The organism is Streptomyces sp. NPDC032126 (assembly GCF_055580085.1).
Map to the genome: position 1 here is coordinate 343,628 of NZ_JBVIMA010000001.1, position 23,722 is coordinate 367,349.

General features: G+C 73.0%; 19 protein-coding genes. 9 read left to right on the top strand and 10 right to left on the bottom strand.

Annotation, left to right across the window (positions count from 1 at the left end; genetic code table 11):
• Window positions 1–169: 169 nt before the first annotated feature.
• Both ACZ5NW_RS01445 and ACZ5NW_RS01450 read right to left on the bottom strand, forming a co-directional pair.
• Window positions 170–1,462 (bottom strand): helix-turn-helix domain-containing protein, encoded by a 1,293-nt coding sequence (locus ACZ5NW_RS01445; RefSeq protein ID WP_468741645.1) that lies wholly within the window; start codon window positions 1,460–1,462, stop codon window positions 170–172.
• Between the two features lie 398 nt (window positions 1,463–1,860).
• Window positions 1,861–3,495, bottom strand: coding sequence for an acyl-CoA dehydrogenase family protein (locus ACZ5NW_RS01450; RefSeq protein ID WP_468741646.1), 1,635 nt, complete (start codon window positions 3,493–3,495; stop codon window positions 1,861–1,863).
• 189 nt (window positions 3,496–3,684) lie between these two features.
• On the opposite strand from ACZ5NW_RS01450, the gene ACZ5NW_RS01455 reads away from it, so the two are divergent.
• Window positions 3,685–4,845, top strand: a complete 1,161-nt coding sequence (locus ACZ5NW_RS01455) for a YihY/virulence factor BrkB family protein (RefSeq protein WP_468741647.1) — start codon at window positions 3,685–3,687, stop codon at window positions 4,843–4,845.
• A gap of 56 nt (window positions 4,846–4,901) precedes the next feature.
• On the opposite strand, the gene ACZ5NW_RS01460 is transcribed toward ACZ5NW_RS01455, so the two are convergent.
• A complete protein-coding gene (locus ACZ5NW_RS01460; RefSeq protein ID WP_468741648.1) occupies window positions 4,902–5,753 on the bottom strand; it encodes an NmrA family NAD(P)-binding protein in 852 nt (283 codons plus the stop codon).
• An 80-nt stretch (window positions 5,754–5,833) separates the two neighbouring features.
• Between ACZ5NW_RS01460 and ACZ5NW_RS01465 the strand changes: the two genes are divergently transcribed.
• Entirely contained in the window at window positions 5,834–6,817 is a 984-nt protein-coding gene (locus ACZ5NW_RS01465; RefSeq protein ID WP_468741649.1) for an AraC family transcriptional regulator, read from the top strand.
• Between the two features lie 41 nt (window positions 6,818–6,858).
• Window positions 6,859–7,536 (top strand): helix-turn-helix transcriptional regulator, encoded by a 678-nt coding sequence (locus ACZ5NW_RS01470; protein ID WP_468741650.1) that lies wholly within the window; start codon window positions 6,859–6,861, stop codon window positions 7,534–7,536.
• Here ACZ5NW_RS01470 and ACZ5NW_RS01475 read toward each other — a convergent pair.
• Window positions 7,519–7,920, bottom strand: coding sequence for a VOC family protein (locus tag ACZ5NW_RS01475; RefSeq protein WP_468741651.1), 402 nt, complete (start codon window positions 7,918–7,920; stop codon window positions 7,519–7,521). The genes ACZ5NW_RS01470 and ACZ5NW_RS01475 overlap by 18 nt on opposite strands.
• Window positions 7,921–8,175: 255 nt before the next feature.
• The gene (locus ACZ5NW_RS01480) at window positions 8,176–9,189 is read right to left on the bottom strand and encodes a hydroxyacid dehydrogenase (RefSeq protein ID WP_468741652.1); all 1,014 of its coding nucleotides are present in this window, start codon (window positions 9,187–9,189) and stop codon (window positions 8,176–8,178) included.
• 269 nt (window positions 9,190–9,458) lie between these two features.
• On the opposite strand from ACZ5NW_RS01480, the gene ACZ5NW_RS01485 reads away from it, so the two are divergent.
• Window positions 9,459–11,174 (top strand): carboxylesterase/lipase family protein, encoded by a 1,716-nt coding sequence (locus tag ACZ5NW_RS01485; RefSeq protein ID WP_468741653.1) that lies wholly within the window; start codon window positions 9,459–9,461, stop codon window positions 11,172–11,174.
• Window positions 11,175–11,184: 10 nt separating this feature from the next.
• Here the strand turns inward: ACZ5NW_RS01485 and mmuM are convergent, their stop codons facing one another.
• Together mmuM and ACZ5NW_RS01495 are read right to left on the bottom strand one after the other, a co-directional pair.
• Window positions 11,185–12,114, bottom strand: a complete 930-nt coding sequence (gene mmuM, locus ACZ5NW_RS01490) for a homocysteine S-methyltransferase (RefSeq protein WP_468741654.1) — start codon at window positions 12,112–12,114, stop codon at window positions 11,185–11,187.
• A gap of 132 nt (window positions 12,115–12,246) precedes the next feature.
• Window positions 12,247–14,412 (bottom strand): autotransporter, encoded by a 2,166-nt coding sequence (locus ACZ5NW_RS01495; protein ID WP_468742952.1) that lies wholly within the window; start codon window positions 14,410–14,412, stop codon window positions 12,247–12,249.
• Window positions 14,413–14,597: 185 nt separating this feature from the next.
• Here ACZ5NW_RS01495 and ACZ5NW_RS01500 point away from each other — a divergent pair, with 185 nt between their 5' ends.
• Entirely contained in the window at window positions 14,598–16,010 is a 1,413-nt protein-coding gene (locus ACZ5NW_RS01500) for an RICIN domain-containing protein (RefSeq protein ID WP_468741655.1), read from the top strand.
• A gap of 7 nt (window positions 16,011–16,017) precedes the next feature.
• Here ACZ5NW_RS01500 and ACZ5NW_RS01505 read toward each other — a convergent pair whose 3' ends face one another.
• Window positions 16,018–17,697: a rhamnogalacturonan lyase B N-terminal domain-containing protein gene (locus ACZ5NW_RS01505; RefSeq protein ID WP_468741656.1), complete on the bottom strand. Its 1,680-nt coding sequence runs from the start codon at window positions 17,695–17,697 to the stop codon at window positions 16,018–16,020.
• Window positions 17,698–18,147: 450 nt separating this feature from the next.
• Between ACZ5NW_RS01505 and ACZ5NW_RS01510 the strand changes: the two genes are divergently transcribed.
• The 4 genes from ACZ5NW_RS01510 to ACZ5NW_RS01525 all read left to right on the top strand — a co-directional run bounded on the left by ACZ5NW_RS01510 (window position 18,148) and on the right by ACZ5NW_RS01525 (window position 22,320).
• Window positions 18,148–19,194, top strand: coding sequence for a rhamnogalacturonan acetylesterase (locus tag ACZ5NW_RS01510; RefSeq protein ID WP_468741657.1), 1,047 nt, complete (start codon window positions 18,148–18,150; stop codon window positions 19,192–19,194).
• Between the two features lie 78 nt (window positions 19,195–19,272).
• A complete protein-coding gene (locus tag ACZ5NW_RS01515; RefSeq protein WP_468741658.1) occupies window positions 19,273–21,036 on the top strand; it encodes a DUF2264 domain-containing protein in 1,764 nt (587 codons plus the stop codon).
• Window positions 21,037–21,117: 81 nt separating this feature from the next.
• Window positions 21,118–21,492 (top strand): VOC family protein, encoded by a 375-nt coding sequence (locus ACZ5NW_RS01520; protein WP_468741659.1) that lies wholly within the window; start codon window positions 21,118–21,120, stop codon window positions 21,490–21,492.
• 63 nt (window positions 21,493–21,555) lie between these two features.
• Entirely contained in the window at window positions 21,556–22,320 is a 765-nt protein-coding gene (locus ACZ5NW_RS01525; protein WP_468741660.1) for an isocitrate lyase/PEP mutase family protein, read from the top strand.
• Here ACZ5NW_RS01525 and ACZ5NW_RS01530 read toward each other — a convergent pair.
• Both ACZ5NW_RS01530 and ACZ5NW_RS01535 read right to left on the bottom strand, forming a co-directional pair.
• Window positions 22,301–23,101: an alpha/beta fold hydrolase gene (locus tag ACZ5NW_RS01530; RefSeq protein ID WP_468741661.1), complete on the bottom strand. Its 801-nt coding sequence runs from the start codon at window positions 23,099–23,101 to the stop codon at window positions 22,301–22,303. The genes ACZ5NW_RS01525 and ACZ5NW_RS01530 overlap by 20 nt on opposite strands.
• Window positions 23,094–23,687 carry a TetR-like C-terminal domain-containing protein gene (locus tag ACZ5NW_RS01535; protein WP_468741662.1) on the bottom strand — a complete coding sequence of 198 codons (594 nt, stop codon included), beginning with the start codon at window positions 23,685–23,687 and terminating at the stop codon, window positions 23,094–23,096. Before ACZ5NW_RS01535 ends, ACZ5NW_RS01530 begins: the two co-directional genes overlap by 8 nt.
• Between the last annotated feature and the right edge of the window lie 35 nt (window positions 23,688–23,722).

Genomic DNA, 23,722 nt, shown 5'->3' on the forward strand with positions numbered 1-23,722 from the left:
GTTGACCGAGGAGCAGGTGGGGTGGCCCGTAGAGGGATGCTACGGCAGGTGACCCGTGCGGCGGACGAAGACCCCGCAGATATACGGAAGATGGTCCGGGTTGTACGGAAGACGCCCCGAGCGGCGTCGCGGTGAGGTAGGGACATTCACGGTGTGCGGTGGTGTGGGGTCACCGCTCGCTTCCGGCCGTCGCCCGCTCGCCGAGCAGCGCCGGCGCCGAGGAATGCGGGAGCAGGTCCCGGGGGTCGTCGGGGAGGAGCACCTCGACCTCCGTGTCCTCGCAGAAACGATACGGCCGGTGTTCCAGGAGACCCCCGAGATACCGCCGTATCCGCGACATCTCGGCCCGCACCGTCACCGTGCGCGCCGGATCGCCGAACACGTCCTCGGCCAGTTCCGCCGCGCTGCGCCCGCCGCGCCGCACCGCCAGCAGATAGAGCAACTCGGCGTGCCGCGGACTCAGTTCGCGCGTCCACGAACCCGCCGGACCCGACACCGTCACCGACCAGCGGCGCGGCCGCGTCAGATCCAGGGCGATCCGGGTGGCGCCCGTCGGCACCGGTTCGTCGACGGGCCGCACCAGCCAGCCGCCGTCCAGCGGTTCCATCGAGCACAGCCCCAGCGCCGGCAGCCACCGGCGGCCCGGCGCGGGCGCCTTGGGCAGCGCGATGCGGTTCGCGTACGGCATCCCGGTGACCGCCGCCGTCCAGCCGTCCCGGTCCACCACCGCGGCCCGCCCGCCCAGCCGCGCCAGCACCGGCGCCGCCACCGCCCGCAGCCGCTCCAGCGCGCCCAGATGCCGTTCGCGCAGCCGGGCCTCGGCGAGCTGGGCCACCGAGCCGACCCAGGCCAGGGTCGCCGGATGCATCGTCTCCAGCGGACCGCTGACGTCCACCACACCCAGCAGCCGCCCGTCGCGCGGATCCGTGATCGGGGCGCCCGCGCAGGTCCACGTCGTCTGCGAGCGCACGAAGTGCTCGGAGGCGAACACCTGGACCGGTCTGCGCACCACCGCCGGCGTGCCGATGCCGTTGGTGCCCACGACGTCCTCGCGCCAGTCCGCGCCCAGCTCGAAACCCAGCCCGTCCGCCCGGCGCAGCACCGGACTGCAGCCCTCCCGCCACAGCACCCGGCCCTCGTCGTCGGCGACGACCATGATGTGGTGCGCCACGTCCGCGACCGACAGCAACCCCTCGCGCAGCACCGGGAGCACGTCCTTCAGCGGTGACTCCTCCCGGCGCCGGCGCACCTCGTCGGCGCTGAGCAGACCCGACCGGACATCGTGATCGGGGTCGACCCCGCTGCGCAGCATGCGGTTCCAGGACTGCTCGATCACCGGGCGCGGCGCGGGCCGGGCCCGCCGGCCGGCGAGCCGCGCGTCGCGCACCTCGCTGAGCACCCGCGCGGCCCGCGCCGCGTCGACGGCCGCGAGCTGCGCCACGTTCTTGGGCGAGTTCGCCACAGGGGCCTCCCGGGGAGGACATGCGCTCGGACGGATGAGTGACCGGATGTCAAGCCTCGCGGCCGACGGTTTCCGGTCGCGCTGATGCGTCTCAATACTGCCGCCCGCGCCCGGCGGAGGGGCGCAGTCCGGACACTCCGGCACCAAGTTGCAACCCTCTGCAACCCTGGTGGACGTCCCCAGGGTGATTGAAACTTGACGCACGCCGTCCCGAGCGGCGTATCTGGCCTCGCAGGGCCATACCCGCGGGGGTGGTGCCGTGTCGGCGCAGCATCACCCCCGCGACCTGTTCTCCCAGCTCAGCGGCGTTGTTTTCGCAGCTCGGCGGACCTGTGCTCCCGGCTCGGCGGAGCTGTTTCCCCGTTCGGCGGCGCGCAGCCGAGGACGCGGGCGCGGCGTCACGACGGCGGCCCCGCCCGGTCCACCACCGCCTTGAGATCCAGCGTGTGCGGCAGCGTCCCGAAGGCCGCGCCCGCGTCACCGCCCAGCCGGGCCGCGCAGAACGCGTCGGCGACCTCCGGCGGCGCGAACCGCACCAGCAGCGCCCCCTGGAGCACCAGCGCGAACCGCTCCGCCAGCCGCCGGGCCCGCGCCTCGACACCCTCCAGATCGGCCAGATCCGTCAGCAGGTCCTTGATCGCCGCGTCCAGCCGGTGATCGGCACCCCGCGCCTGCCCGACCTCCCGCAGATACGCGTCGAGCGCCCCCGGCTCGCGCCGCAGCGCCCGCAGCACATCCAGCGCCTGCACATTCCCGGCGCCCTCCCAGATGGAGTTCAGCGGCGACTCGCGCACCAGCCGGGGCATCCCCGACTCCTCGACATAACCGTTTCCGCCCAGACACTCCGCGGCCTCCACCACCACCGGCGCGCACCGCTTCGTCACCCAGTACTTCGCGGCCGGCACCGCGATCCGCAGCAGCGCCCGCTCCTGCTCGCCGCCGTCGTCGCAGGCCGCCGCCAGGCGCAGCGCCAGCGCCGTCGCCGCCTCCGACTCCAGCGCCAGATCGGCCAGAACATTGCGCATCAACGGCTTGTCGAGCAGCTTCCCGCCGAACGCCGCGCGGTGCGCGCAGTGGTGCAGCGCCTGCACGACCGCCTGCCGCATCAGCCCCGCCGAGCCCAGCACACAGTCCAGCCGGGTCGCCGCGACCATGTCGATGATCGTGCGCACCCCCCGGCCCTCCTCACCGACCCGACGCGCCCAGGTGCCGTCGAACTCGACCTCGGCGGAGGCGTTCGACCGGTTTCCCAGCTTGTCCTTCAGACGCTGGATCAGAAACGGATTGCGCGTACCGTCCGCCAGGACCCGAGGCACCAGGAAACACGTCAGTCCGTCCGGCGCCTGCGCCAGCACCAGGAAACCGTCGGACATGGGCGCCGAGCAGAACCACTTGTGCCCGGTCAGGACGTACGTCCCCGCCTCGGCGAGCGGCCGCGCCTGCGTGGTGTTGGCCCGGACGTCACTGCCGCCCTGCTTCTCCGTCATGCCCATCCCGAACAGCGCCCCCGCCTTCAAGGGGGCGGGCCGCAGCACCCTCTCGTACAGGGTGGACGTCAGCCGGGGCTCCCACTCGGCTGCCAGAGCCGGCTCCGCCCGCAGCGCGGGCACGGCCGCGTGGGTCATGGACAGCGGACAGCATGTGCCGGCGTCGACCTGCGTCCAGACCAGGAACCCGGCCGCCCGCCGCACATGCCCGCCGGGCCGTGCCCAGGCCGCGGTCAGGCCGGCCCCCACGCCCTTGCCGAGCAGCCGGTGCCAGGCGGGATGGAAGTCGACCTCGTCGACGCGGTTTCCGTACCGGTCGTGGGTGCGCAGCCGCGGTGGATTCTGATCGGCCTGGACGGCCCACTCCTGGAGCTGGGCCGAGCCCGCGGCCCGGCCCAGCGCGGAGAGGTCGCCGCGCGCCTCGTCCAGCAGCGTCGGGTCGAGATGCCGTTCGACGGCCGCCACCAGGGCGCGGTCGGCGCCGTAGACGTCGTACCCGACGAGGGGCGGGGGCTGGTTGGTCACGGTGTGCGTGCTGCCTGCCATACCGCGAACGTACCCCCGGGTACGGTCCGCATGGCGGCCGGGACACGATCCGGCGGGCCCGAGCCTGGCACCGGCCGGTGCCGGCGCCGCCCGGCACCCGGGCCGCGACCCCACAGCGCGGCCCACCGGGGAGAACAGCGCCGTCCACCGGGGATGAGTGGAGCCTCCCGTGGCGGATACCTTTAGGACGTGCAGCCAGCAAGTCAGTCACCCGAGCAACCCGAGAGCGCCCCGGGGCGTCTCCACCGGGCGCGTGCCCTCTACCGGAACGTCTCCAAGCGCCGGACCGCCTGGCTGCTCCTGAAGGACACCGTCAATTCCTGCATCGAGTACCGCATCCTCGGCCTGGCCGCCGAGGCCGCCTTCTTCTCGCTGCTGTCCGTGCCGCCCCTCCTGCTCAGCCTCATCGGCCTGCTCGGCTACGTCGACGACTGGACCGGCACCGACACCATCAGCAGCCTGGAGGCCAACATCCTCGACGCCTCGCGGACGGTGCTCTCCGACAAGGGCGTGCGGCAGATCGCCCAGCCCATCCTCGACGACGTGATGAGGGGCGGCCGGCCCGACGTCATCTCCATCGGTTTTCTGTTCGCCCTGTGGTCCGGATCGCGCGCGGTCAATGTCTTCATCGACACGATCACCGTGATGTACGGCCTGGACGGTGTGCGCGGGATCGTCAAGACGCGGGTCGTCGCCTTCCTGCTGTTCCTCGCCGCCCTGCTGATCGGCTCCATCGCGCTGCCGCTCATCGTGGCCGGGCCGGACGCCGTGGTGCGGATCGTGCCCTGGTCGGCGACGGTCGTGCAGGTGCTGTACTGGCCCGTCGTCATCGGGCTGTCCGTCGCCTTCCTCACGACGCTCTACCACGTGTCCGTGCCGGTGCGCTCCCCGTGGATCGAGGACGTGCCCGGCGCGCTGGTGGCGCTCGGCATGTGGGTGCTCGGCAGCTTCCTGCTGCGCATCTACCTCCAGAACACCATCGAGGGCGCCACCATCTACGGCTCGCTCGCCGCCGCCGTCGCCGTCCTGCTGTGGATCGGTGTGTCCGCCTTCGCCGTGCTCGTCGGGGCCGCCGTCAACGCCGCGATCGACCGGGTCTGGCCGGCCGCCGCGACCGCCGCCGCCCGCGCCGCCAACGAGCGGCTGCGCCAGGAGGAGGCCGCCGAGTACGTCGCCCGCGTCGCCGCCGCCCGCTCCCACGAGGAGGATCCGGACGACCCCGACATGCCGTCCGAGTTCCCCGAGCGCTGGTCCCGCTTCCTCCCCCCGGAGGACGTGACGGGCCGCCTGCGCACCCACGCGAAGACGCCGTCCAAGGGACAGGGGGAGGGGTCGAACGGGGAGACGTAGGGCGTCGGGCCCGGGGCGCGCGGGCGTCGGCACAGTGCACGGCGTCCGCGGCGCGCTCAGTGTTTCCAGACGCCCGTCGCCGCCGTCTCCCTGGCGAACTCCGAGAAGTCGCGCGGCGCCCGGCCCAGCACCTGCCGCACCCCGTCGTCCGAGAGGTACGCGTTGCGCCCGTCGAGCAGCGACTCGAACAGCTCGACCAGGAAATCCACCTCCTCGGCCGGCACCCCGAAGCCGGCCAGCCGCTCCCCGTACCGCCGCGCCGGCACCGGCGTGTACGTCAGCGGGCGCCCGGTCGCCCGAGCGATCTCCGCGACCGCTTCCCGGAACGTCAGCAGGCGCGGCCCCGACACCGCGAGCGACTGCCCCACGTACCGCTCGCCCGCCGTCAGCACCCTCACCACCACGTCCGCCACATCCCCCAGGTCGACGAACGGCTCCCGCACCTCCCCGCCCGGAAACACCAGCTCACCGGTTTCCCGCAGCTCCTCCACCAGCGGGCCCTCGCTGAAGTTCTGCGCGAACCACGCGGCCCGTACGACCGTCCAGTCCGCCCCCGACTCGCGCAGCGCCTCCTCCGTCGGCCGGGCGTCCTCCTCACCGCGCGACGACAACAGCACCAGCCGCCGTACGCCGAGCGAGACCGCCTCGTGCGCGAACAGCCCGATCGTGCGCGGCGCGTCCGGGGCGCCCACGTCCGAGGGGTGCACCAGATAGGCCGCGTCCGCTCCGCGCAGGGTGTCCGCCCAGGTCGCCGGGGCGTACCAGTCGAAGCCCCGGGCGCGGGTGGCCTCCCGGACCGTCAGCCCCGCCGCCTCCGCGGACCGCGCCACCCTGCTGCCGCTGCGACCGGTCGCGCCGGTCACCACCACCGTCATGTTCCGTGTCTCGTGCGCCGTGTTCGCCGTCATGCCTCCAGTGAAACGCCGGGAGCCGGAGCGGCCCATCGCCGAACGCCTCACCCGCATACGCGCGCGTCTACGCTGACCGCATGGACGCACCCCCACGTTCGACCCTCCTCACCCAGGGTGACCCCCTCGCGGGGCTGCTGGAGGGGCCACGCGCGCGTGGTGCCCTCATGATCCGAGCGTGCTTCGACCCGCCGTGGAGCGTGCGCGTCGAGGACCGCGCCCCGCTGACGGTGATGCTCGTGGTGCGCGGCGCGGCCTGGGTCCTGCCGGACACGGGCGACCCCGTCCGGCTCGGCCCCGGCGACCTCGCCATCGCCCGCGGCCCCGCGCCGTACACCTGCGCCGACGACCCCGCCACCGCCCCGCAGGCGCTGATCCTGCCCGGCGGCGCCTGCGCCTACCCCGACGGGCGCCCGCTCAACGGATCGATGGACCTGGGTGTGCGCACCTGGGGCGACCGGACCGACGGCGAAACGGTCCTGCTGATCGGTACGTATCTGATGCGGGGCGAGATCAGCGGACGGCTCCTCGACGCGCTGCCGCCGCTGCTCGCGCTGCCGGCCGCGGTGTGGCCGTACCCGCTCACCCCGCTGCTCATGACGGAGATCGTGCGCGACGAGCCCGGCCAGGAGGTGGTCCTGGACCGGATGCTGGACCTGCTGGTCATCGCCGCGCTGCGGGCCTGGTTCGCCCGGCCCGAGGCGGAGGCGCCCGCCTGGTACCGGGCGCTGGCGGACCCGGTCGTGGGTCCCGTGCTGCGGCTCGTCCAGGGCGACCCGGCCCACCCGTGGACCGTCGCGTCGCTCGCGGCCAAGGCGGGCGTCTCGCGCGCCGCCCTGGCCCGCCGCTTCACCGCGCTGGTCGGCGAGCCCCCGATGACCTATCTGACGGGCTGGCGCCTGGCCCTGGCCGCGGACCGCCTGCGCGACACCGACGACACGCTCGGCGCGATCGCCCGAGAGGTCGGCTACGGAAGCGCATTCGCGCTCTCCATCGCGTTCAAACGGGTGTACGGGGTGAGCCCACAGGAACACCGGGGGAGGGCGGTGGCGCAGGGGGTGTAGGGGGAGGGGCGCAGGGGCGGTCGCGGCGTAGCCTTGCTCGCATGTACAGGGAGCGTCCCTCGCGGCTGGACGGGGCGGTGGTGTGGACCAACACCCCCTATGGCGCCGGGGCGGGTCCGGTGCTGCCCGACGGGTGCATGGACCTGCTCTGGAACGAGGGGCGGCTGCTGGTCGCCGGCCCCGACACGCGCGCGTACGTCCCCGACGGCCCGCCCACCCCCTGGGCCGGCCTTCGCTTCTTCCCCGGTGCCGCGCCCGCCTTCCTCGGCGTACCGGCCCACGAACTGCGCGACCGACGCGTGGAGTTGGCCGAGCTGTGGCCGGCCGGGGAGGTACGGCGGCTGCGCGCGAGAGTGGCGGCCGCGCCGGACCCGGCGACGGGCCTGGAGGAACTGGCCCTGGAACGGGCGGCCCCGCCCGACGCGGCCCTGCGCCGACTGGTCGCCGCCCTCGCCGCAGGCCGTCCGGTGGGCGCGACCGCCGACGAACTCGGCTACGGTGCCCGCCAGTTGCACCGCCGCTCGCTCACCGCCTTCGGCTACGGCCCCAAGACGCTGGCCCGCATCCTACGGCTGCAGCGAGCCCTCGCCCTGGCCCGCACCGGCGTGCCGCTCGCGGAGACGGCGGCCCGCTCCGGATACGCCGACCAGGCCCATCTCTCCCGGGACGTACGTGAGTTGACGGGCGTGACGGCGACCGATCTACTGCCGCGGAGCTAGCGGCGCGAACAGATCGACGCCGTTTCCGTCCGGGTCGTGCACGACGGCGTACCGCTGCCCCCAGAACGCGTCCCACGGCTTGAGCTCGCCGTGGTGACCGGCGTCCACCAGCTCCGCGTAGACCGCGTCGACCTCGTCCGGCCCGTCGCAGCGCACCGCGAGCGAGACGCGCCCGCTTCCGGACGGGGCCCGCCACCCCGGGTGGAAGGAGCGCACCGTCTCCTCGGTGTCGAGCAACAGGCGCAGCCCGCCCGGCAGTTCCGTCTCGACGTGCGGCTGCTGCTCCGCCCCCTCGGGGAAGACGAGGCCGAGCCGGCGGTAGAAGGCGAGGGAGGCGGCCATGTCGGAGACGACCAGTTCGATGGCGTCGAATCGTGGAGTCATGCGGCCACCGTAGGCGGCCGTCGGATGCGCGGTCTTGAACGAATCGGACAGCGGCTGGGCGCGGTAATCCCCGCGCCGTCCGCCACTTCCGGGCCTCCGGGCCGGAGGGCTCCCCGGCGGGCCGAACTGCACGCCGACGCCTCGTGGAATCTCCTGGTGTCCGTCGCGCACCTCTGGCAGGACCACCCGGAGTTCCCGGCCGACGCGGCGGTGGAGACGTTCGATTTCGCCGCCCGCCGCAACGCTTCCGCCGCGTCAGGCGACCCGGGACAGGTCCGCGTGGTGTACCTCGTGGGCCAGGGGGAGGCCCGTCGCCAGTCGCTCCAGTTCCTCCACGACGATCCGGCCGAGCCGCTCCAGCTCGTTGCCGAGCGATCCCGCGATGTGCGGGGTGAGGACGACGTTGGGCAGCGTGTAGAGAGGGGAGTCGGCGCGCAGCGGCTCGGGGTCGGTGACGTCCAGGATCGCGTGCAGCCGGCCGGACACCAGTTCGTCGGTGAGCGCGGCGTGGTCGACCAGGGCGCCGCGGGAGGTGTTGATCAGCACGCCGCCGTCCCGGACCAGCGCGAGCCGGGCCCGGTCGAGCAGGTGATGGGTCTCGGGGAGGTCGGGGGCGTGCAGACTCACGATGTCGCTGCGTGTCAACAGGTCCTCCAGCGAGACCAGTTGAGCACCGAGGTCGGCCGCCTCGACGGCGTCGGCGTACGGGTCGTACAGCAGGACCTCGAAGTCGAAGGGCCGCAGCAGCTCCAGCAGCCGGCGGCCCACCCGGGACGCGCCGATCACCCCGACCCGGCGTCCGAGGTTGCCGGTGGGCGCGGTCTCGGCGGGCGTGGGCTGGGCGTGGGTGCGCCGGTAGCGCTCGCGATGGGTGAAGGCGTCCTTCCCGGCGAGCAGGATCATGGCGAGGGTGTACTCGGCGACCGGTACGGCGTTGCCGGTGACCGCGCTGGAGACGGCGACACCCCGCTGCCAGAGCGCCTCGCCGACCAGCGAACGCACCGAGCCCGCGGCGTGCAGCACGGTACGCAGCCGGGGTGCGGCGACGACGACGTCCGCATCCAGCTGGGGGCAGCCCCAGCCGGTGATCAGCACGTCCGCGTCGGCCAGTGCGGCCCGGGCGGCGGGATCGGCGAGGTCCCGCACGACGAGCGCGGGATCGATCCGGGCGGTCCGCCGCAACCGGTCCAGGAGCGGTGCCGGAAACAGCAGCGGGAGGTGCACCGGATCCATCGCGAACACGGCCCGGGGCAGCTGGGCGCTGGGCATGCCTCTCCTGAGGTGCGGGGACAGCGTGCGGGGAAAGCGTTTTCTGAAAGCGCCTTCCACCGTAGATCCGGCGTGGAGGCGTGGTCAATCGTCGGTGCGGGGGCTACGGGTCCGCCGCCGACGGATGGATGCCTCGGCCGGCACGGCTTCGGCACCCCGATGTACGCCGAACAGCCCTCCCGCCGGGCTCGTGCGCCGGAATACCCGGCGCCGATGTGGTGCTCTGGTGATACCCGGTGCAGGAGCGCGGCGAAGGGCTGGTGGGGCGCATGACGGCGGACCGGACGGAACCCGTGGGCGCGGCCGGCACGGACCCCGTGGTGGGGACCCCGTACGGGGCCGTGCGCGGCAGGTACGAGCGCGGGATCGCGGTCTTCCGGGGGATCCCCTACGCCGCACCCCCCTTCGGCCCCCGTCGGTTCCGGCCGCCCGCACCGCCCGAACCCTGGGACGGTGTGCGCGACGCGGGCGCCTTCGGGCCGACGGCGCCGAAACCGCCGTACTCCGAAGCGTTCGAGAAGTACCTGTCCGACCCCGTCGTGCCCGGCGACGAATGCCTCAATCTCAACATCTGGACCCCGGCACCCGGCCCGGGCTCCCGGCTGCCGGTCCTGGTGTGGTTCCACGGCGGCGCGCTGACCAGGGGTTCCTCGGCCGTGCCGGTCTACGACGGGCGTACCTTCGCCCGCGACGGCATCGTCTGCGTCTCGATCAACTACCGCCTGGGCGTCGAGGGCTACGGCCTGTTCCCGGACGCCCCCGCCAACGCCGGGCTGCGCGACCAGCTCGCCGCCCTGCGGTGGATCCACCGCTCGATCGCCGCGTTCGGCGGCGACCCCGAGCGGATCACCCTGGCCGGCCAGTCCGCCGGGGCGATCAGCATCGGCGCGCTGATCGCCGCCCCGCAGGCACAGGGCCTGTTCCGGCGGGCCGTGCTGCAGAGCGGCGCGCCGGAGGCGCTCGACCGCGACAAGGTACGGCGCATGGTCCGCCGGATGGCGGCGCGACTGAAGGTGCCGGCCACCGCCGAGGCGTTCGCCGCCGTCGACCGCGAACTGCTGCTGCGCACCCAGGCCGAGGCCGGCCGGCTCAGCAGCCCCGTCCTGGGCGGGCCCGCCTTCGGCATCGTCGTCGACGGCGACCTCGTCCCGCGCGACCCCCTGGAGGCACTCGTCGCGGGCGACGCGGCCCCCGGTGTCGACCTGCTGCTCGGCTGGACCCGTGACGAGTACCGCCTCTGGCTCGTCCCCGGCGGCCTGCTGGAACGCGTCGACCGGCTCGGCCCCGTCGCCCTGGCCGGCGCCATGGCCCGCTGCCACTGCGGCCACGAGGTGCCCCGCGGCTACCGCGCCCTGCACCCCGAGGCCGGCACCGCCGAGATCGTCGGCCAGATGGTCACCGACCACCTGCTGCGCCGCCCGCTCCAGCGCCTGGCCGACGCCCGCCCCGGAACGTCGTACGTCTACGAGTTCGCCTGGCCCTCCCAGCTGCCCGACCTCGGCGCCTGCCACGCCCTGGAACTCGGCTTCGTCTTCGACACCGGGGACGTGCCGGAGTCCGCGAGACTGGCCGGCGAGGGCGCCCCGCGCGAGCTGGCCGAGGCGATGCACGGGGCGTGGGTGCGGTTCGCGGAGACGGGGGATCCCGGGTGGGAGGCATGGGACGCCACCCATCCGGTACGGATCTACGGCGGCGAGTCGACGGGTGGCGGTGGAACGTATACGGCATACGGTCCACGGGATGCGGAACTCGCTCTGTGGGACATGGCCGACACACCGCCGACCGGCGCCCGCGTCCCCGGCGCCGACCCCGGCCCAGAAACCGCTACCGGTACGGGCACCGGTACCGACCCCGCCCCCGACACCGGAACACAGCAGGCCGCCGCGTCGAGCCTGCTGTCGGTGCGCCTCGCCCTCGCCCGGAGCACGGAACTGCGCTCCGCCGTCCGCAGGTTCCGCCGCGCGGCAGGGGAACGACGGCACTGATCCGTCGTCGCTACGCCGCCAACGTCCCGGCGATCGACGTGATCGCCTCCGGTCCCACCCGGCAGCAGCCGCCGATCAGACGGGCCCCGGCCTGTCGCCAGGCGAGGACCTGCTCGGGGGCGAAGGAGGCGCGGCCGGTCCAGGCGCGGGCCTCGGCGTCCCAGCCCTCGCCGCTGTTGGGGTAGACCACCACCGGCTTGCCGGTCACCCGGGCGGCGATCTCCACGGCCGCGTCCACGTCCTGCGGGGCGCAGCAGTTCACGCCGACCGCGATCACCTCGTCCGCGTCGGCGGCCAGGGCGAAGGCGTCCTCCAGGGGCTGGCCGGCCCGCGTCCGCCGACCGTCGACCGTGTACGAGAGCCAGGCGGGCACCCCCAGCCCGCGCACCGCGCGCAGCAGCGCCCGTGCCTCGTCGGCGTCCGGCACGGTCTCCAGGGCCAGCACGTCCGGTCCGGCGGCGGCCAGCACCTCCAGTCGGGGCCGGTGGAAACGTTCCAGCTCGTCGACGCTCAGGCCGTACCGGCCCCGGTACTCGGAGCCGTCCGCCAGCATCGCCCCGTACGGGCCGACCGAGGCCGCCGTCCACAGCGGGCGCGCGACGCCCCGCGCATGGGCCTGTCGGGCCGCCTCCCGTGCCAGCTCCACCGACCGCCGCAGCAGACCGGCCGCCTCCTCGTGTTTGATCCCGCGCCGTGCGAAGCCCTCGAACGTGGCCTGGTAGCTGGAGGTGATCGCCACGTCGGCGCCCGCCAGGAAGTAGGCCAGATGGGCCTCGACGACGGCCTCGGGCCGTTCGGCGAGCAGCCGCGCCGACCACAGCTCGTCGCTCAGGTCGTGCCCGGCCGACTCCAGCTGGTTCGACATGCCGCCGTCGAGGACGACGGATCCGGCGGCGAGCGCCTCGGCGAGGGTGGGACGGGAAGGGGTGTCGCTGGTCATGACATGACGCTAGTCGACAGGGCAGGGAAGGCGTCCGCGATGTCCAATAGGTGAACAGACCGACCGGTATATGGGACGAACCCCGGGGGTTCCCGACCGCGCGGGCGCCGACCGCCCCCCGGAAGCCGACGCTCAGCCGTCCACGGGTCCGTACGGCTCGCTTCCGTGCGCCGCGTGCCGGCCGGCCCGTCGGCGGCCGGTGCCCTGCCGGCGCAGGGTCGCCGGGACCACCAGTCCGCCGAGCATCCCGAGGGCCAGGACGTACGGCCACCATCCGAACCCGTCTCCGTCGGCGGTACTGCCGCTCGCCTCCGGGGCGCCGGCGTCCGGGGACGCCGGACCGTGCGCGCCGGCCGAGGCACCCGCGGCGGCGGCCGTGAGGACGACGTCGTTGCCGTCGCCGCCCCGGTAGCTGATCCGGTAGACGCTGTCGCCGACTTTCACCTCGGTGCCCTCGCGCAGCTCGTCGAACGTGCCGGTGGTCGGGGCGCGACCGGTGTGGTCCAGGATCCTGATCTCGGCGGGGGGCGAGGGCCGGCCGGCCGAGCCGGACGGGGAGGCGGAGGCGGTGGGGGAACCGGTCGCGAGCGCGGACAGATCCAGCCCGCCCGCGAGCCGGACCGCACCGCTCACCGTCAACGGCCGTGCGGCCGCGCCGAGTTGACCGTGCTCGTCCTGCGTGTAGTCGCCGGCCACCCGCACTCCGCCGACGACCGCGCCCTCGTTGGCGACCGCGCCCAGGACCGTGCCCGGGCCGCTCAGCGAGCTCCTCACGCGCAGCGCGGAGCCGCCCGCGTCCAGTCGCGCGCCCGCCGAAGTGAGCCGGATCGCCCGGCTGTTGGTGAGCGTGGCGCCGCCGCGCAGGGCCAGGGTGCCCCGGGTGACCGTCGTCGTCCCCGTGTACGTCACGGAGGCGCCCGTCAGGGTGGTGGTGGCGGCGCCGGACTGCACGAGCGCCCCGCTGCCGCCGATCCGGGACAGCGAGACCGCCTTCGCGGTGTTCTGGACGACGAGCGTCCCGTCGTTCCGGATCCGGCTGTGGGGGGTGCTCAGGAGCAGGGAGCCGTCCCCCTGGGCGGACCCGAGCCGCAGGATCGCGCCCTTCTCCACGGTGGTGGAGCCGTCGTAGTACTGCGCGGCGGCGAACGTCACGTCGTTCCCGCGGGTCCCGGCGATGACCACATCGCCCGCGCCGGGGGCCGCGAGGGTGTCGTGGAAGACGCCGCCGCCGATGGGTGCGCCGAGAGTGACGGGGCCGTCGTAGTCGAAGGTGAGCGTCGAACGGGAGCGGGCGGCGAGGAGGTTGATGTAGACGGTCTCGGCGGTTCCCGGCATGAAGATCCGATGGGTGGTGCCGTCGCCCCACTGGACGTTCGCGCCCTTGATGTTGGTGCCGCGCTTGTTGACGTTCTTGCGCGCGGGCGTCCAGTTCAGGGCCGGGTCGCTGAGGGACGGGTCGGTGTCGCCGCCCTGGTTCGACCAGCTGTACTGGCCGGTCAGGATCACCTTGCTGCCGGGCCGGGACTGGATGTTGATGTCACTGCCGTACTCGCGCTGGTAGAAGTCCATGCCCATGGTGACGGTCTGCCCGAGAGGCGTGTCCACGGTCCAGGTGCCCTGGTTGAGGACCTTGCGCACGTTCGGCAGCGATGTGGCGAACTCCGGAGCTCCCGCGCTGAGTTGCGTGCCATTGTCGATCACTCCCGAGAAGGGGTGGGTGCCCGACAGGGACCAGCTGCCCCAGAGGAAGCGGGGCTGCGTGATCAGGCCCGAGCCGCTGATCGTGCCCAGGTTGTAGGCGCTCGTGAGCGACAGCCGCAGCGTGCCGTCGACCCGGATGTTGTCCTGGTTGAGCCGGAACGCCGGGGTGTCGTACGGAAAATGGCCGATCAATCCGGTCGTGCCGCCGTTTCCGTACTGCAGGGTCGCCCCGCGCTCGACGGTGATCGCGGGCGGGTCCGGGGCGGTCGTGGTGACGTACGGGTGGTTGCCGCCCCGTACGGTGACGCGCTGCCGCTGTCGGGACCTGGGCAGGGTGAAGTCGCTGTCCCGGGTGAGGACGAGGGTTCCGGCGCCGCGCACGGTCAGGGTGCCCTCGCCGCGCAGGACGCCGTCGTACGTCGTCGTGCCGCGGGGCATGGTGATCACGGTGTCGCCGGTCAGGGTGACATCGCGGCCGGCGAGGACGTCGGCGGTGACGTCCCGGACGGCGGCGGAGGCCGGGGGAGCGCCGAGCAGGACGGCGACCGCCGCCAGCGCACCGGCGGCCGAGGCTGTGGTGGGGAGTGGATTGCGCACACCTTGGGAGACGGATCGGGCGGCCACGGATAACAGAAAATCGCCCTGCGGTGGAAAACGCTTGCGCAGGGCTTTCCCTCCTGTCTCGTCAGACCCGTTGACCCGGCCGTGACACACCCTTACCTTTTCGGCGTTCGTCACGCCACACGCCGTTCGCAGTCTCGAACTTGAAGGAGAGACCTGAGATGAGACGCGCGTACGCGATCCTCCTCGCCGTGCTGCTGGCGCTGGCCGGCGCCCTCGCCACCGCGGGCCCCGCCCAGGCGGCCACCCAGACCGTGGCCAACGGCACCCAGTTCACCGACACCGCGGGCGATGTGGTGCACGCGCACGGCGGCGGAGTCATCAAGGTCGGGTCGTACTACTACTGGTTCGGCGAGAACCGCAACGCCGACAACACCTTCAAGGCTGTCTCCGTCTACCGCTCCACCGACCTGAAGAACTGGGAGTTCAGGAACAACGTCCTGACCCAGTCCTCCGCCGCCGAGCTGGGCACCGCCTACATCGAGCGGCCCAAGGTCGTCTACAACGCGTCCACCGGCAAGTTCGTGATGTGGATGCACAAGGAGAACGGCACGGACTACAGCGAGGCCCGCGCGGCCGTCGCCGTCTCCGACACCGTCGACGGCAGCTACACCTACCAGGGCAGCTTCCGCCCCCTCGGCCAGTACATGTCCCGCGACATCACCACGTACGTCGACACCGACGGCACCGGCTACATGGTCTCGGCCGCCAACGAGAACTACGACCTGCACATCTACAAGCTGACCGCCGACTACACGGCCATCGACAGCCTGGTCGCCAACCCGTGGCCGAGCGGCCATCGCGAGGCCCCGGCGCTCTTCAAGCGGGGCGGCGTCTACTTCATGCTCACTTCGGGCGCCACCGGCTGGAGCGCCAACCAGCAGCAGTACGCCACCGCCACCTCGCTCGCCGGACCGTGGACCTCGATGGCGAACGTCGGCGACTCCACGACGTACAACTCCCAGACCGCGTACGTCCTCCCGATCACCGGGACGTCCGGCACCTCGTACCTCTACATGGGCGACCGCTGGGGCAACTCCTTCGGCGGGACCGTCAACGACTCCCGGTACGTGTGGCTGCCGCTGGCCTTCCCCACCTCCACCACGATGTCCATGTCCTGGTACCCGGAGATCACCGTGGACACGGCCGCCGGCACGATCGGCGGGACGAGCGCCACGTACAACACGCTGATCGCGCACAACAGTTCCAAGTGCGCGGACGTGCCCAACCAGTCGCTCCGGCAGGGCATCGCCCTCACCCAGTACACCTGCAACAGCGGCGGCAACCAGAAGTGGTGGTTCAAGGACCTCGGCACCGGCTACTACCAGCTGGTCGGCCGCGGCAGCTCCCTGTGCCTCCAGGAGAACGCCACCAATGTCACCCAGGAGGACTGCGACTCCGGTACGACCACCCAGCAGTGGTCGGTGGTCGCCTCGGGGTCGTACGTGAACATCAAGGCCCGCGCCACCGGCGAGTGCCTCGACGTGAACGGCGCGTCCACCGCCAACTCCGCCGCGATCATCACGTACACCTGCAACGGAGCGACCAACCAGCAGTGGACGCGCGGAACATGACGTGAGGTCAGACCAGCAGATCGATCGCGTCGATCGACGTACCGGCGCTGAGATAGCCCGTCGTCCCCGAACCGCTCACCACGTTGATCTTCAGGATGTTGTACTGGCCGGTGTCCGTGCGCCAGGCGCTCGCCGGGACGCTGTAGGTGAACGTGTGGTTGTTGCCCCGGTAGGAGCCGTTGGTCAGGGACCGGGTGCTCGGCTGGGTGGGCGGGGAGGGGATCGTCGACGTCCAGGTGTCGTTGACGACGACCTGCGGCCGTCCGTTGGCGTAGGCCGTCGTCACACCGATGCGCAGCGTGTGAGCGGCGGCGGCCTGGGCAGCGGTCAGCTTGAAGTACACGAGCAGACCGCTGTTGACGTCCTTCCAGAGGTAGCAGGGGAAGGCCGAGGTCTCGGTGCCGCTGCCGATGACCACGTTGCCCGTCCAGGCCGCGGCGCGGACGTCGGACGGGTGGGCGTACGTCATGAGGTCGGCGTTCTTGAAGCCGCTCGGGGTGCCGTTCCAGTCGTTGATGCGCCAGATCGCGCTCGCGTTGCTCGGGTCGTTCGAGGACGGGATCGCGATCGTGTTGAGGGTGGTCGTGCCGCCCGCGGTCACCGTCACCGAGGTGGTGTAAACGGCGAGTTCGCCCTTGTAGACGGTCAGCGTGTACGTCCCCGGCAGCGCGCCCGCGATCGAGAACCAGCCGTCCGAGGCGCGGGCCGAAGTCCAGTACTGGGCGGCCGAGTTGGCGAGCCCGACCGTGTACGGGTACGCCGTGTTGCGGCCGGTGATCCCGACGCCCGCGACCCGGCCGCGGCCGCTCGCCGGCACGTACCCGGAGATGCCGAGGGAGTCGGCCCAGGAGGTGGTCAGGGTGCCCGGGTAGAGAGACGAGGAGGGGGCGCCGCCGTCCGTGAGGGCGATGACGTACGGGCCCTGGAGGCCGAAGCGCTCGTCCTCGGTCTGGTTCTGGGCGTAGTGCAGGATCTCGTACAGGCCGCCGCCGTCCGCGCTCTGGTGGCGCAGGAGGGAGCGGTAGAAGGGGCCGCCGGAGGCCTTCTCGTGGTTGGAGCGGACGATCCACAGGCCGACGCCGTTCGCGCTCCAGCCGATGTAGTTGTAGTCGATGACCCGCAGCTTGGAGTAGTGCTTGGAGCGGGTCTGGCCGTCGGACTTCGCGAAGACGTCCGAGGCCTCGATGGTGGTGGGCGCGTAAGTGTAGGAATCGGGCTCGTCGTTGAGGAGCAGGCCCGCCTTGACGCGCAGGATGAAGCGGGTCGAGGCGACCGAGGTGTCGGCGCGGTTGGTCCACAGGTAGATGTTGTTCTCGCCGCTGCGGGCCGCGTAGTAGTGCCGCAGTGTGCCGTAGGCGACCGAGATCAGGATCGTCGAGCCCGACTGACGGATCGTCACCGTGGAGGTGCCGAGGCCGGATTCGATGTGCGAGTTCTTGCCGCCGTAGCCCTGGTACTCGGTGCCCTTGTACACCAGCGAGGTCAGGTCGCCGTTGGTCTTGCTGATCTTGAAGACGAGGTTGGCGCCGGTGTCGACGACGTAGTTCGAGCCGTCGTCGCGCCAGCCGAAGGACGCGGCCGAGGCGATCGGCGCGAGCGGGCCGGCGAGGGCGGCGCCGCCGGCGGCGGCAGCGGTGCCGACCACGAAGGCGCGGCGGCCGAGGGGCCGTTGCGGGGATGCGGACATGGGGATCCTCCTTACGGGAGGTGTGTGTGGGGGTGGGTGCGGGTGTCGGAGCCCGTCCGGCAGGTCGCGCCGGACGTGCTGCCGGGGTCGGACCCGTTCGCCGGGTCGCGACCGTCGTGCGGGTCGCGGTCGTCGTGCGGGTCCAGGCGGGGTCCGGTGCGGAGGCGCCCGGGGTCGGCTCGTCGGGGTGCGGCACGCGTCGACAGCCGCCGCCCTGCCGTCGCCCCCGTCGACCGCCGCCGCCCGCCGGGGTGGCCGGAAGGGCTCCCGGTCTCCGGCCGACCTGCCGGGCGAGCTCTTGCAGGGTGGCAGTTGAATCGATTTCGCGAAAGGGCTTTCGCGCGGGGAGCGTTGGCAGTTCTGTGAATGGCACCCCAGGACTAGAAAGCGCTTGCCGAAGGCGGTACCGTCCAGCGGCCAGGACCCGACGCCGTGACGGAGGAGCCGCACGTGAGACGTTTCAACATCGCCCTGCTGGCGGCGGTGAGCCTGAGCGCCGCGCTGGCGGCCGCGCCCGCCCACGCGCACGGCGCCGGCGGGAGGCCCCTCGGCCTCGACCACTGCACCGCCGGCGTCTGCCACTTCGACGTCCCGGCCGGCACCTACGACGTGAAGGTCCTCCTCGGCGACGACGCCGACTCCAGCACGAGCGTCACCGGCGAGACCCGGCGCGCGCTCCTGCCCGAGACCGACGTCCCGGCCGGCGAGCGCGTCGCCCGCGGCTTCACCGTCGACGTCCGTACGCCGGAGGGCGAACCCACCGGCGCCGAGGGAACTCCCGGCCTGGACCTGGTCATCGGCGGCTCCGCGCCCGCCCTCGCCGACATCCGGGTCACCCCCGCTCGCCACGCCCGGCAGATCCTCCTCGTCGGCGACTCCACGGTCTGCGACCAGCCCGGCGCCCCGTACTCCGGCTGGGGCCAACAGTTGCCGCAGTACCTGCGGAAGGGGCTGTCGGTCGCCAACCACGCAGATTCCGGGGAGAGTACGGTCACCTACCTCGCCGACCCCCGGCTCTGGGCGACGGTCGACACGCTGATCCGCCCCGGCGATCTTGTCCTCATTCAGCTCGCCCACAACGACAAGACGACCGACGAAGCCACCTACCGGACCAACCTGGAGACCCTGGTGGCCGGCGTGCGCGCCCGGGGCGGCGAGCCGGTGCTCGTCACCCCGATCGTGCGCCGCTGGTTCAACTCCGACGGCACGCTGAACAACAACACCGCGCTCCTCGTCAACGGCCTCGGCGTCGACCACCCGGCCGTGATCCGCTCGGTCGCCGCCGCCGAGGGCGTCCCGCTGATCGACCTCACGGCGAAGACCAAGGCGCTCGTCGAGTCGCTGGGCGTGGAGGGCTCCAAGGCGCTCTACCTCACCGACGAGAAGCGCGACAACACCCACACCTCCGAGCACGGCGCCACCCTCTACGCCGGCCTGGTGCGCGACGAACTCGTCGCCCGGCATCTGGTGCCGGAGGGCCTGGTCCGGGTGGGATGAACCCCGTATGAGCCCCTGGAGCGCCGGGACCGGAACCGAGGCGCTCCAGGTTCCCCTCCGGAAGGACCGACAGACCCGATGCACCTGCCTCCGCCCGCGGTCGACCGCAGCCCGTACACCGGATACACCCGCGCCCACTGGGAGGCGGCCGCCGACGCCCTGCTCGCCGCCGTGGAGCCGTACGCCACCGACGACCGCGCCCTCTACCACCTCCCCGGCGACCACGAGAGCTGGTCGGGCCGGCTCTCCGACGGCCTGGAGGGATACGCCCGCACGCTGCTGCTGGCGGCCTTCCGCCGCGACGAGACCGCGCTCCAGCGCTACGCCGACGGCCTCGCCGCCGGCACCGCGGGCGTCTGGCCCCGGATCGGACACCGCGGGCAGCCCCTGGTCGAGGCGGCGTCGATCGCGCTCGCGCTGCGGCTGACCCGCGAGGTGCTGTGGGACCGCCTCGACGACGCCGTACGGCAGCGGGCCGCGGCCTGGCTGGAGGACGCGCTCACCGCCGAACCGTGGCCGTGCAACTGGGAGTTGTTCCCGGTCACGGTCGGCGGATTCCTGGAGTCGGTCGGCTACGAGACGAAGGCGTCCCGCACGGCCGCCGAGCGCGGTCTGGAGCGGATCGAGCGGTGGTACGTCGGCGGCGGCTGGTACACCGACGGCGACGGCCGGAAGTTCGACTACTACAACGGCTGGGCGATGCACCTGTATCCGGTGCTCCACGCCTGGCTGGCGGGCGACGATGAACTGCTGTCCGTCTACGGTATGCGGCTGTCGGAACACCTCGCCGACTACGCCCGCCTGTTCGGCGCCGACGGAGCCCCCCTGCATCAGGGCCGCTCCCTGACGTACCGTTTCGCCACCGCCGCCCCGCTCTGGCTCGGCGCCCTGACCGGACACACCCCGCTGGCCCCTGGGGAGACGCGCCGCCTCGCCTCGGGCGCCCTGAAGTACTTCCTGGAGCGCGGCGCGGTCGACTCCCGCGGTCTGCTCACCCTCGGCTGGCACGGCCCGGACGAGAGGGTCCTTCAGGGCTACTCCGGACCGGCCTCCCCCTACTGGGCCAGCAAGGGATTCCTCGGCCTGCTGCTTCCGCCCGACCACGAGGTCTGGACGGCCACCGAGGAGCCCGGGCCGACCGAGCGGGCGGACGCGGTCACCCCCATCGCCGCCCCCAACTGGCTGCTCCAGTCGACCCGTTCGGACGGACTGGTCCGGCTGCACAACCACGGCAGCGAGGACGTCCGCTACGACCCGTACTACACCCGCCTCGCCTACTCCACCGTGACGGCGCCCTCCGCGTCGTACGACAACAGCGTGACCCTCGGCGACGACCCCGGCCGCACCGAGATCGAGCCGCTGGGCGTCGGCGACGGCTGGGCGGCCTCCCGGCACACCGCGGCCTCCGGCACGGCCCGGGTGACCAGCCTGGTCGTGGCCCGCGGCGCGGCCGAGGTGCGCGCCCACCTCGTCGTGGGGGCGGCTCCGGGCACGCCGGTACGGATCACCGGCTGGGCGCCCGCCGACGGCGTACGGACCGAACTGGAGCCGGCCGGGGCGGGAGCCGGACTCGCCGCGGTGCGGGAACCGTTGGAGCAACCGACGCTGACCGGTGAGACGGGCGACGGACCCACCCTCTTCGTGGCCCTCGCCCGGCTCACCGCCGAGCCGGACCCCGTCCCGCTGACACGGCTCGTCACGGTGGAGGCGCACGACGCGCACGACCGGCACGACTCGCACGAGGTGCACCTCCAGTGGTCCGACGGAACGCGGGAGCACTACCGGTTCACGGCTCCCGACGGGCGATCCGGAGCGTCGTCGTGGTCGGTGACGCGCCGCTGAGCGGGGTTCGACGGTCTGAAGTCGCCGCCGGCGCGGAAAAAGTTGTCGCCCGGTTTCCGGGGGCGGACGAGAATCCGTGGAATGACATCTGCGATCCGCCACACGACCATCGACTCCGCCGACGCCTACGCCCTCGGGCTGTTCTGGTCCGAGGTCCTCGGACAGCCGTTGCAGGACGCCGACGAGCCGGGCGACCCGGAGGTGCTGATCGAGGGGGCCGGGCTGCTCTTCGTCACCGTGCCGGACAAGAAGACCGTCAAGAACCGCGTCCACTTCGACCTCCAGCCCCAGGACCGCACGCGCGACGAGGAGGTCGAGCGGCTGCTCGCCCTTGGCGCCACGCTGGTCGACGACCGGCGCCGACCCGACGGCACGGGGTGGGCCGTGCTCGCCGATCCGGAGGGCAACGAGTTCTGCGTGGAGCGCAGCGCGCGGGAACGGGCGGCGACGGGCTGACGGGGTCGGTCCGTTCAGGACAGTTCGGCTAGGGCCGAAGGTTCGCGGACCTAGCGTGGCCCCATGACCTCCTTCGCCGCGCTCCACCACGCCCCCGAGCCCCTGCTTCTGCCCAACGTCTGGGATCACGCCTCCGCGGCGGCCGTCGTCGCGCTCGGTTTCTCGGCGGTCGGGACGACGAGTCTCGGTGTCGCCGCGGCCGCCGGGCTGCCCGACGGGGCGGCGGCGACCCGGGAGGAGACCCTGCGGCTCGCCCGCGTCCTGGGGTCGCAGCCCTGGTATGTGTCCGTCGACGCGGAGAGCGGTTTCAGCGAAGACCCGGACGAGGTGGGGGAGTTCGCGCGGCAGCTGGCCGCGGTCGGTGTGGTCGGCATCAACCTGGAGGACGGCCTGGGCCCGGTCGGCCGGCACGCCGCGAAGATCGCCGCCGTCAAGGCGGCCGCCCCCGGCCTCTTCGTCAACGCCCGCACCGACACGTACTGGCTCGGCGACGGCACCGGCACCAGGGAACGGCTGGACGCCTACCGGCAGGCGGGCGCGGACGGGGTGTTCGTGCCGGGACTGAGCGATCCAGGAGAGATCGCCGCCCTCGTCCGGCACCTCGACGTCCCGCTCAACATCCTCTACTCGCCTGCCGGGCCCGCCCTCCCGCACCTCGCCGACCTCGGCGTACGCCGTGTCAGCCTGGGCTCGCTGCTGTACCGGCGGGCCCTGGGCGCCGCCCTGGACACGCTGACGGACATCCGCGCCGGCCGGACACCGCGGGGCCCGGCACCGGCGTACGACGAGGTGCAGGCGCTGCTGAACGCTACGGCCGGTCCGGTGTGAGGCAGAGGACGTCCGCCACGGCCGCCGCGAACCCGCGCGGATGCTCCAGAGCTCCCAGATGACCGCCGGGGAACTCGACGAAGCCGCTCTCCGCGCGCTCCGCGAGGAACGCGGCCGTACGATGCAGGAGGTGCCCCCGGGAGTCGGTCCCGGCGGCGAGCGTGAGCGGCACGGGCGGGATCCCCGGAGCGGGGACGTACGCGGTGAAACCCCGCAGGACGTGGGCGAGGAACAGGGCCATCGGACTGTTCGACTCCTCGTCGCGGGACAGGGGCCGGGCGGACTCGGTGGGCGCGGGCTCCTCGGTCGGCCGGTCGGCGAGCACGGCGCCCAGGCGGGCCCCCGCCGCCGCGGGTCCGGCGGTGCGGTAGGTGTCGTACACCCCCTGGAACGCGGCCAGTTGACGCTCCCCGTCGGGCAGCACGCCCACGCAGGGCGGCTCGTGCGCGATCACGTGCCGCAACCGCCCGGGATGCCGGGCGAGGAGGTCGAGCGCGGCGATGCCGCCGGAGCTGGTGCCGAGGACGTACGCGCGCTCGCCGTCGGGCAGCACCGCGTCGAGCACCCGCCGCGCCCCGTCGCTCCACTCCTCGACCCGCTGGTCGGCGACGGGCAGCCCGAGGCGGCCGTGGGCGAGGCCGAGGGGGTCGAAGGTGACGACGGTGAACCGCTCGGCGAGCGCGTCGGTGAGCGGACCGAGCCCCATGGGGTGGCCCGCGCCGCCCGGGACGACGAGCAGTACGGGTCCGCCGCCGAGGACGTCGTAGTGGAGATCAGTCATCGCGGTCCGTGTCCGTTTCCTCGCGGGGCCAGTTCAGGAGCAGCACATGCAGGGCGTCGACGCAGCGGTCCCAGGAGTGCTGCACGTCGCGGGGGGCGCCGAAGCCGCCGGTGGACTCCAGCGCGCAGTAGCCGTGGAAGGTGCTGCGCAACAGGCGGACGGCGTCGGTGAGATCGGGTTCGTCGAGACCGTAGGCGCGGAGCATTCCGTAGGTGATCTCGGCGGTGCGGCGCAGGAGCGGGGACTCGGCGATCAGGGCTTGGTCCATGCGGATCTGGGTTGCCGCGTAACGGCCCGGCCGCTCCAGGGCGTACGCCCGGTAGGCGCCCGCGAAGGCGGCCAGCGCGTCCTTGCCGGCCCGGCCGGCGACGGCCGCCGCGATCCGGTCGATCATCTCCGCGCCCGCGTGCAGGGCCAGCCGGGTGCGCAGGTCCTGGAGGTTTTTGACGTGCGAGTAGAGGCTCGCGTCCTTCACGCCGAAGCGCCGGGCGAGCGCGGACAGGCTGACGTTGTCGAAGCCCACCTCGTCGGCGAGGTCGGCGGCGGCCGCGACCAGGCGGTCGGCGGTCAGTCCCGCACGGGGCATACGGAGTCCTCCTTCGATGGCGACAGGCGGAATCC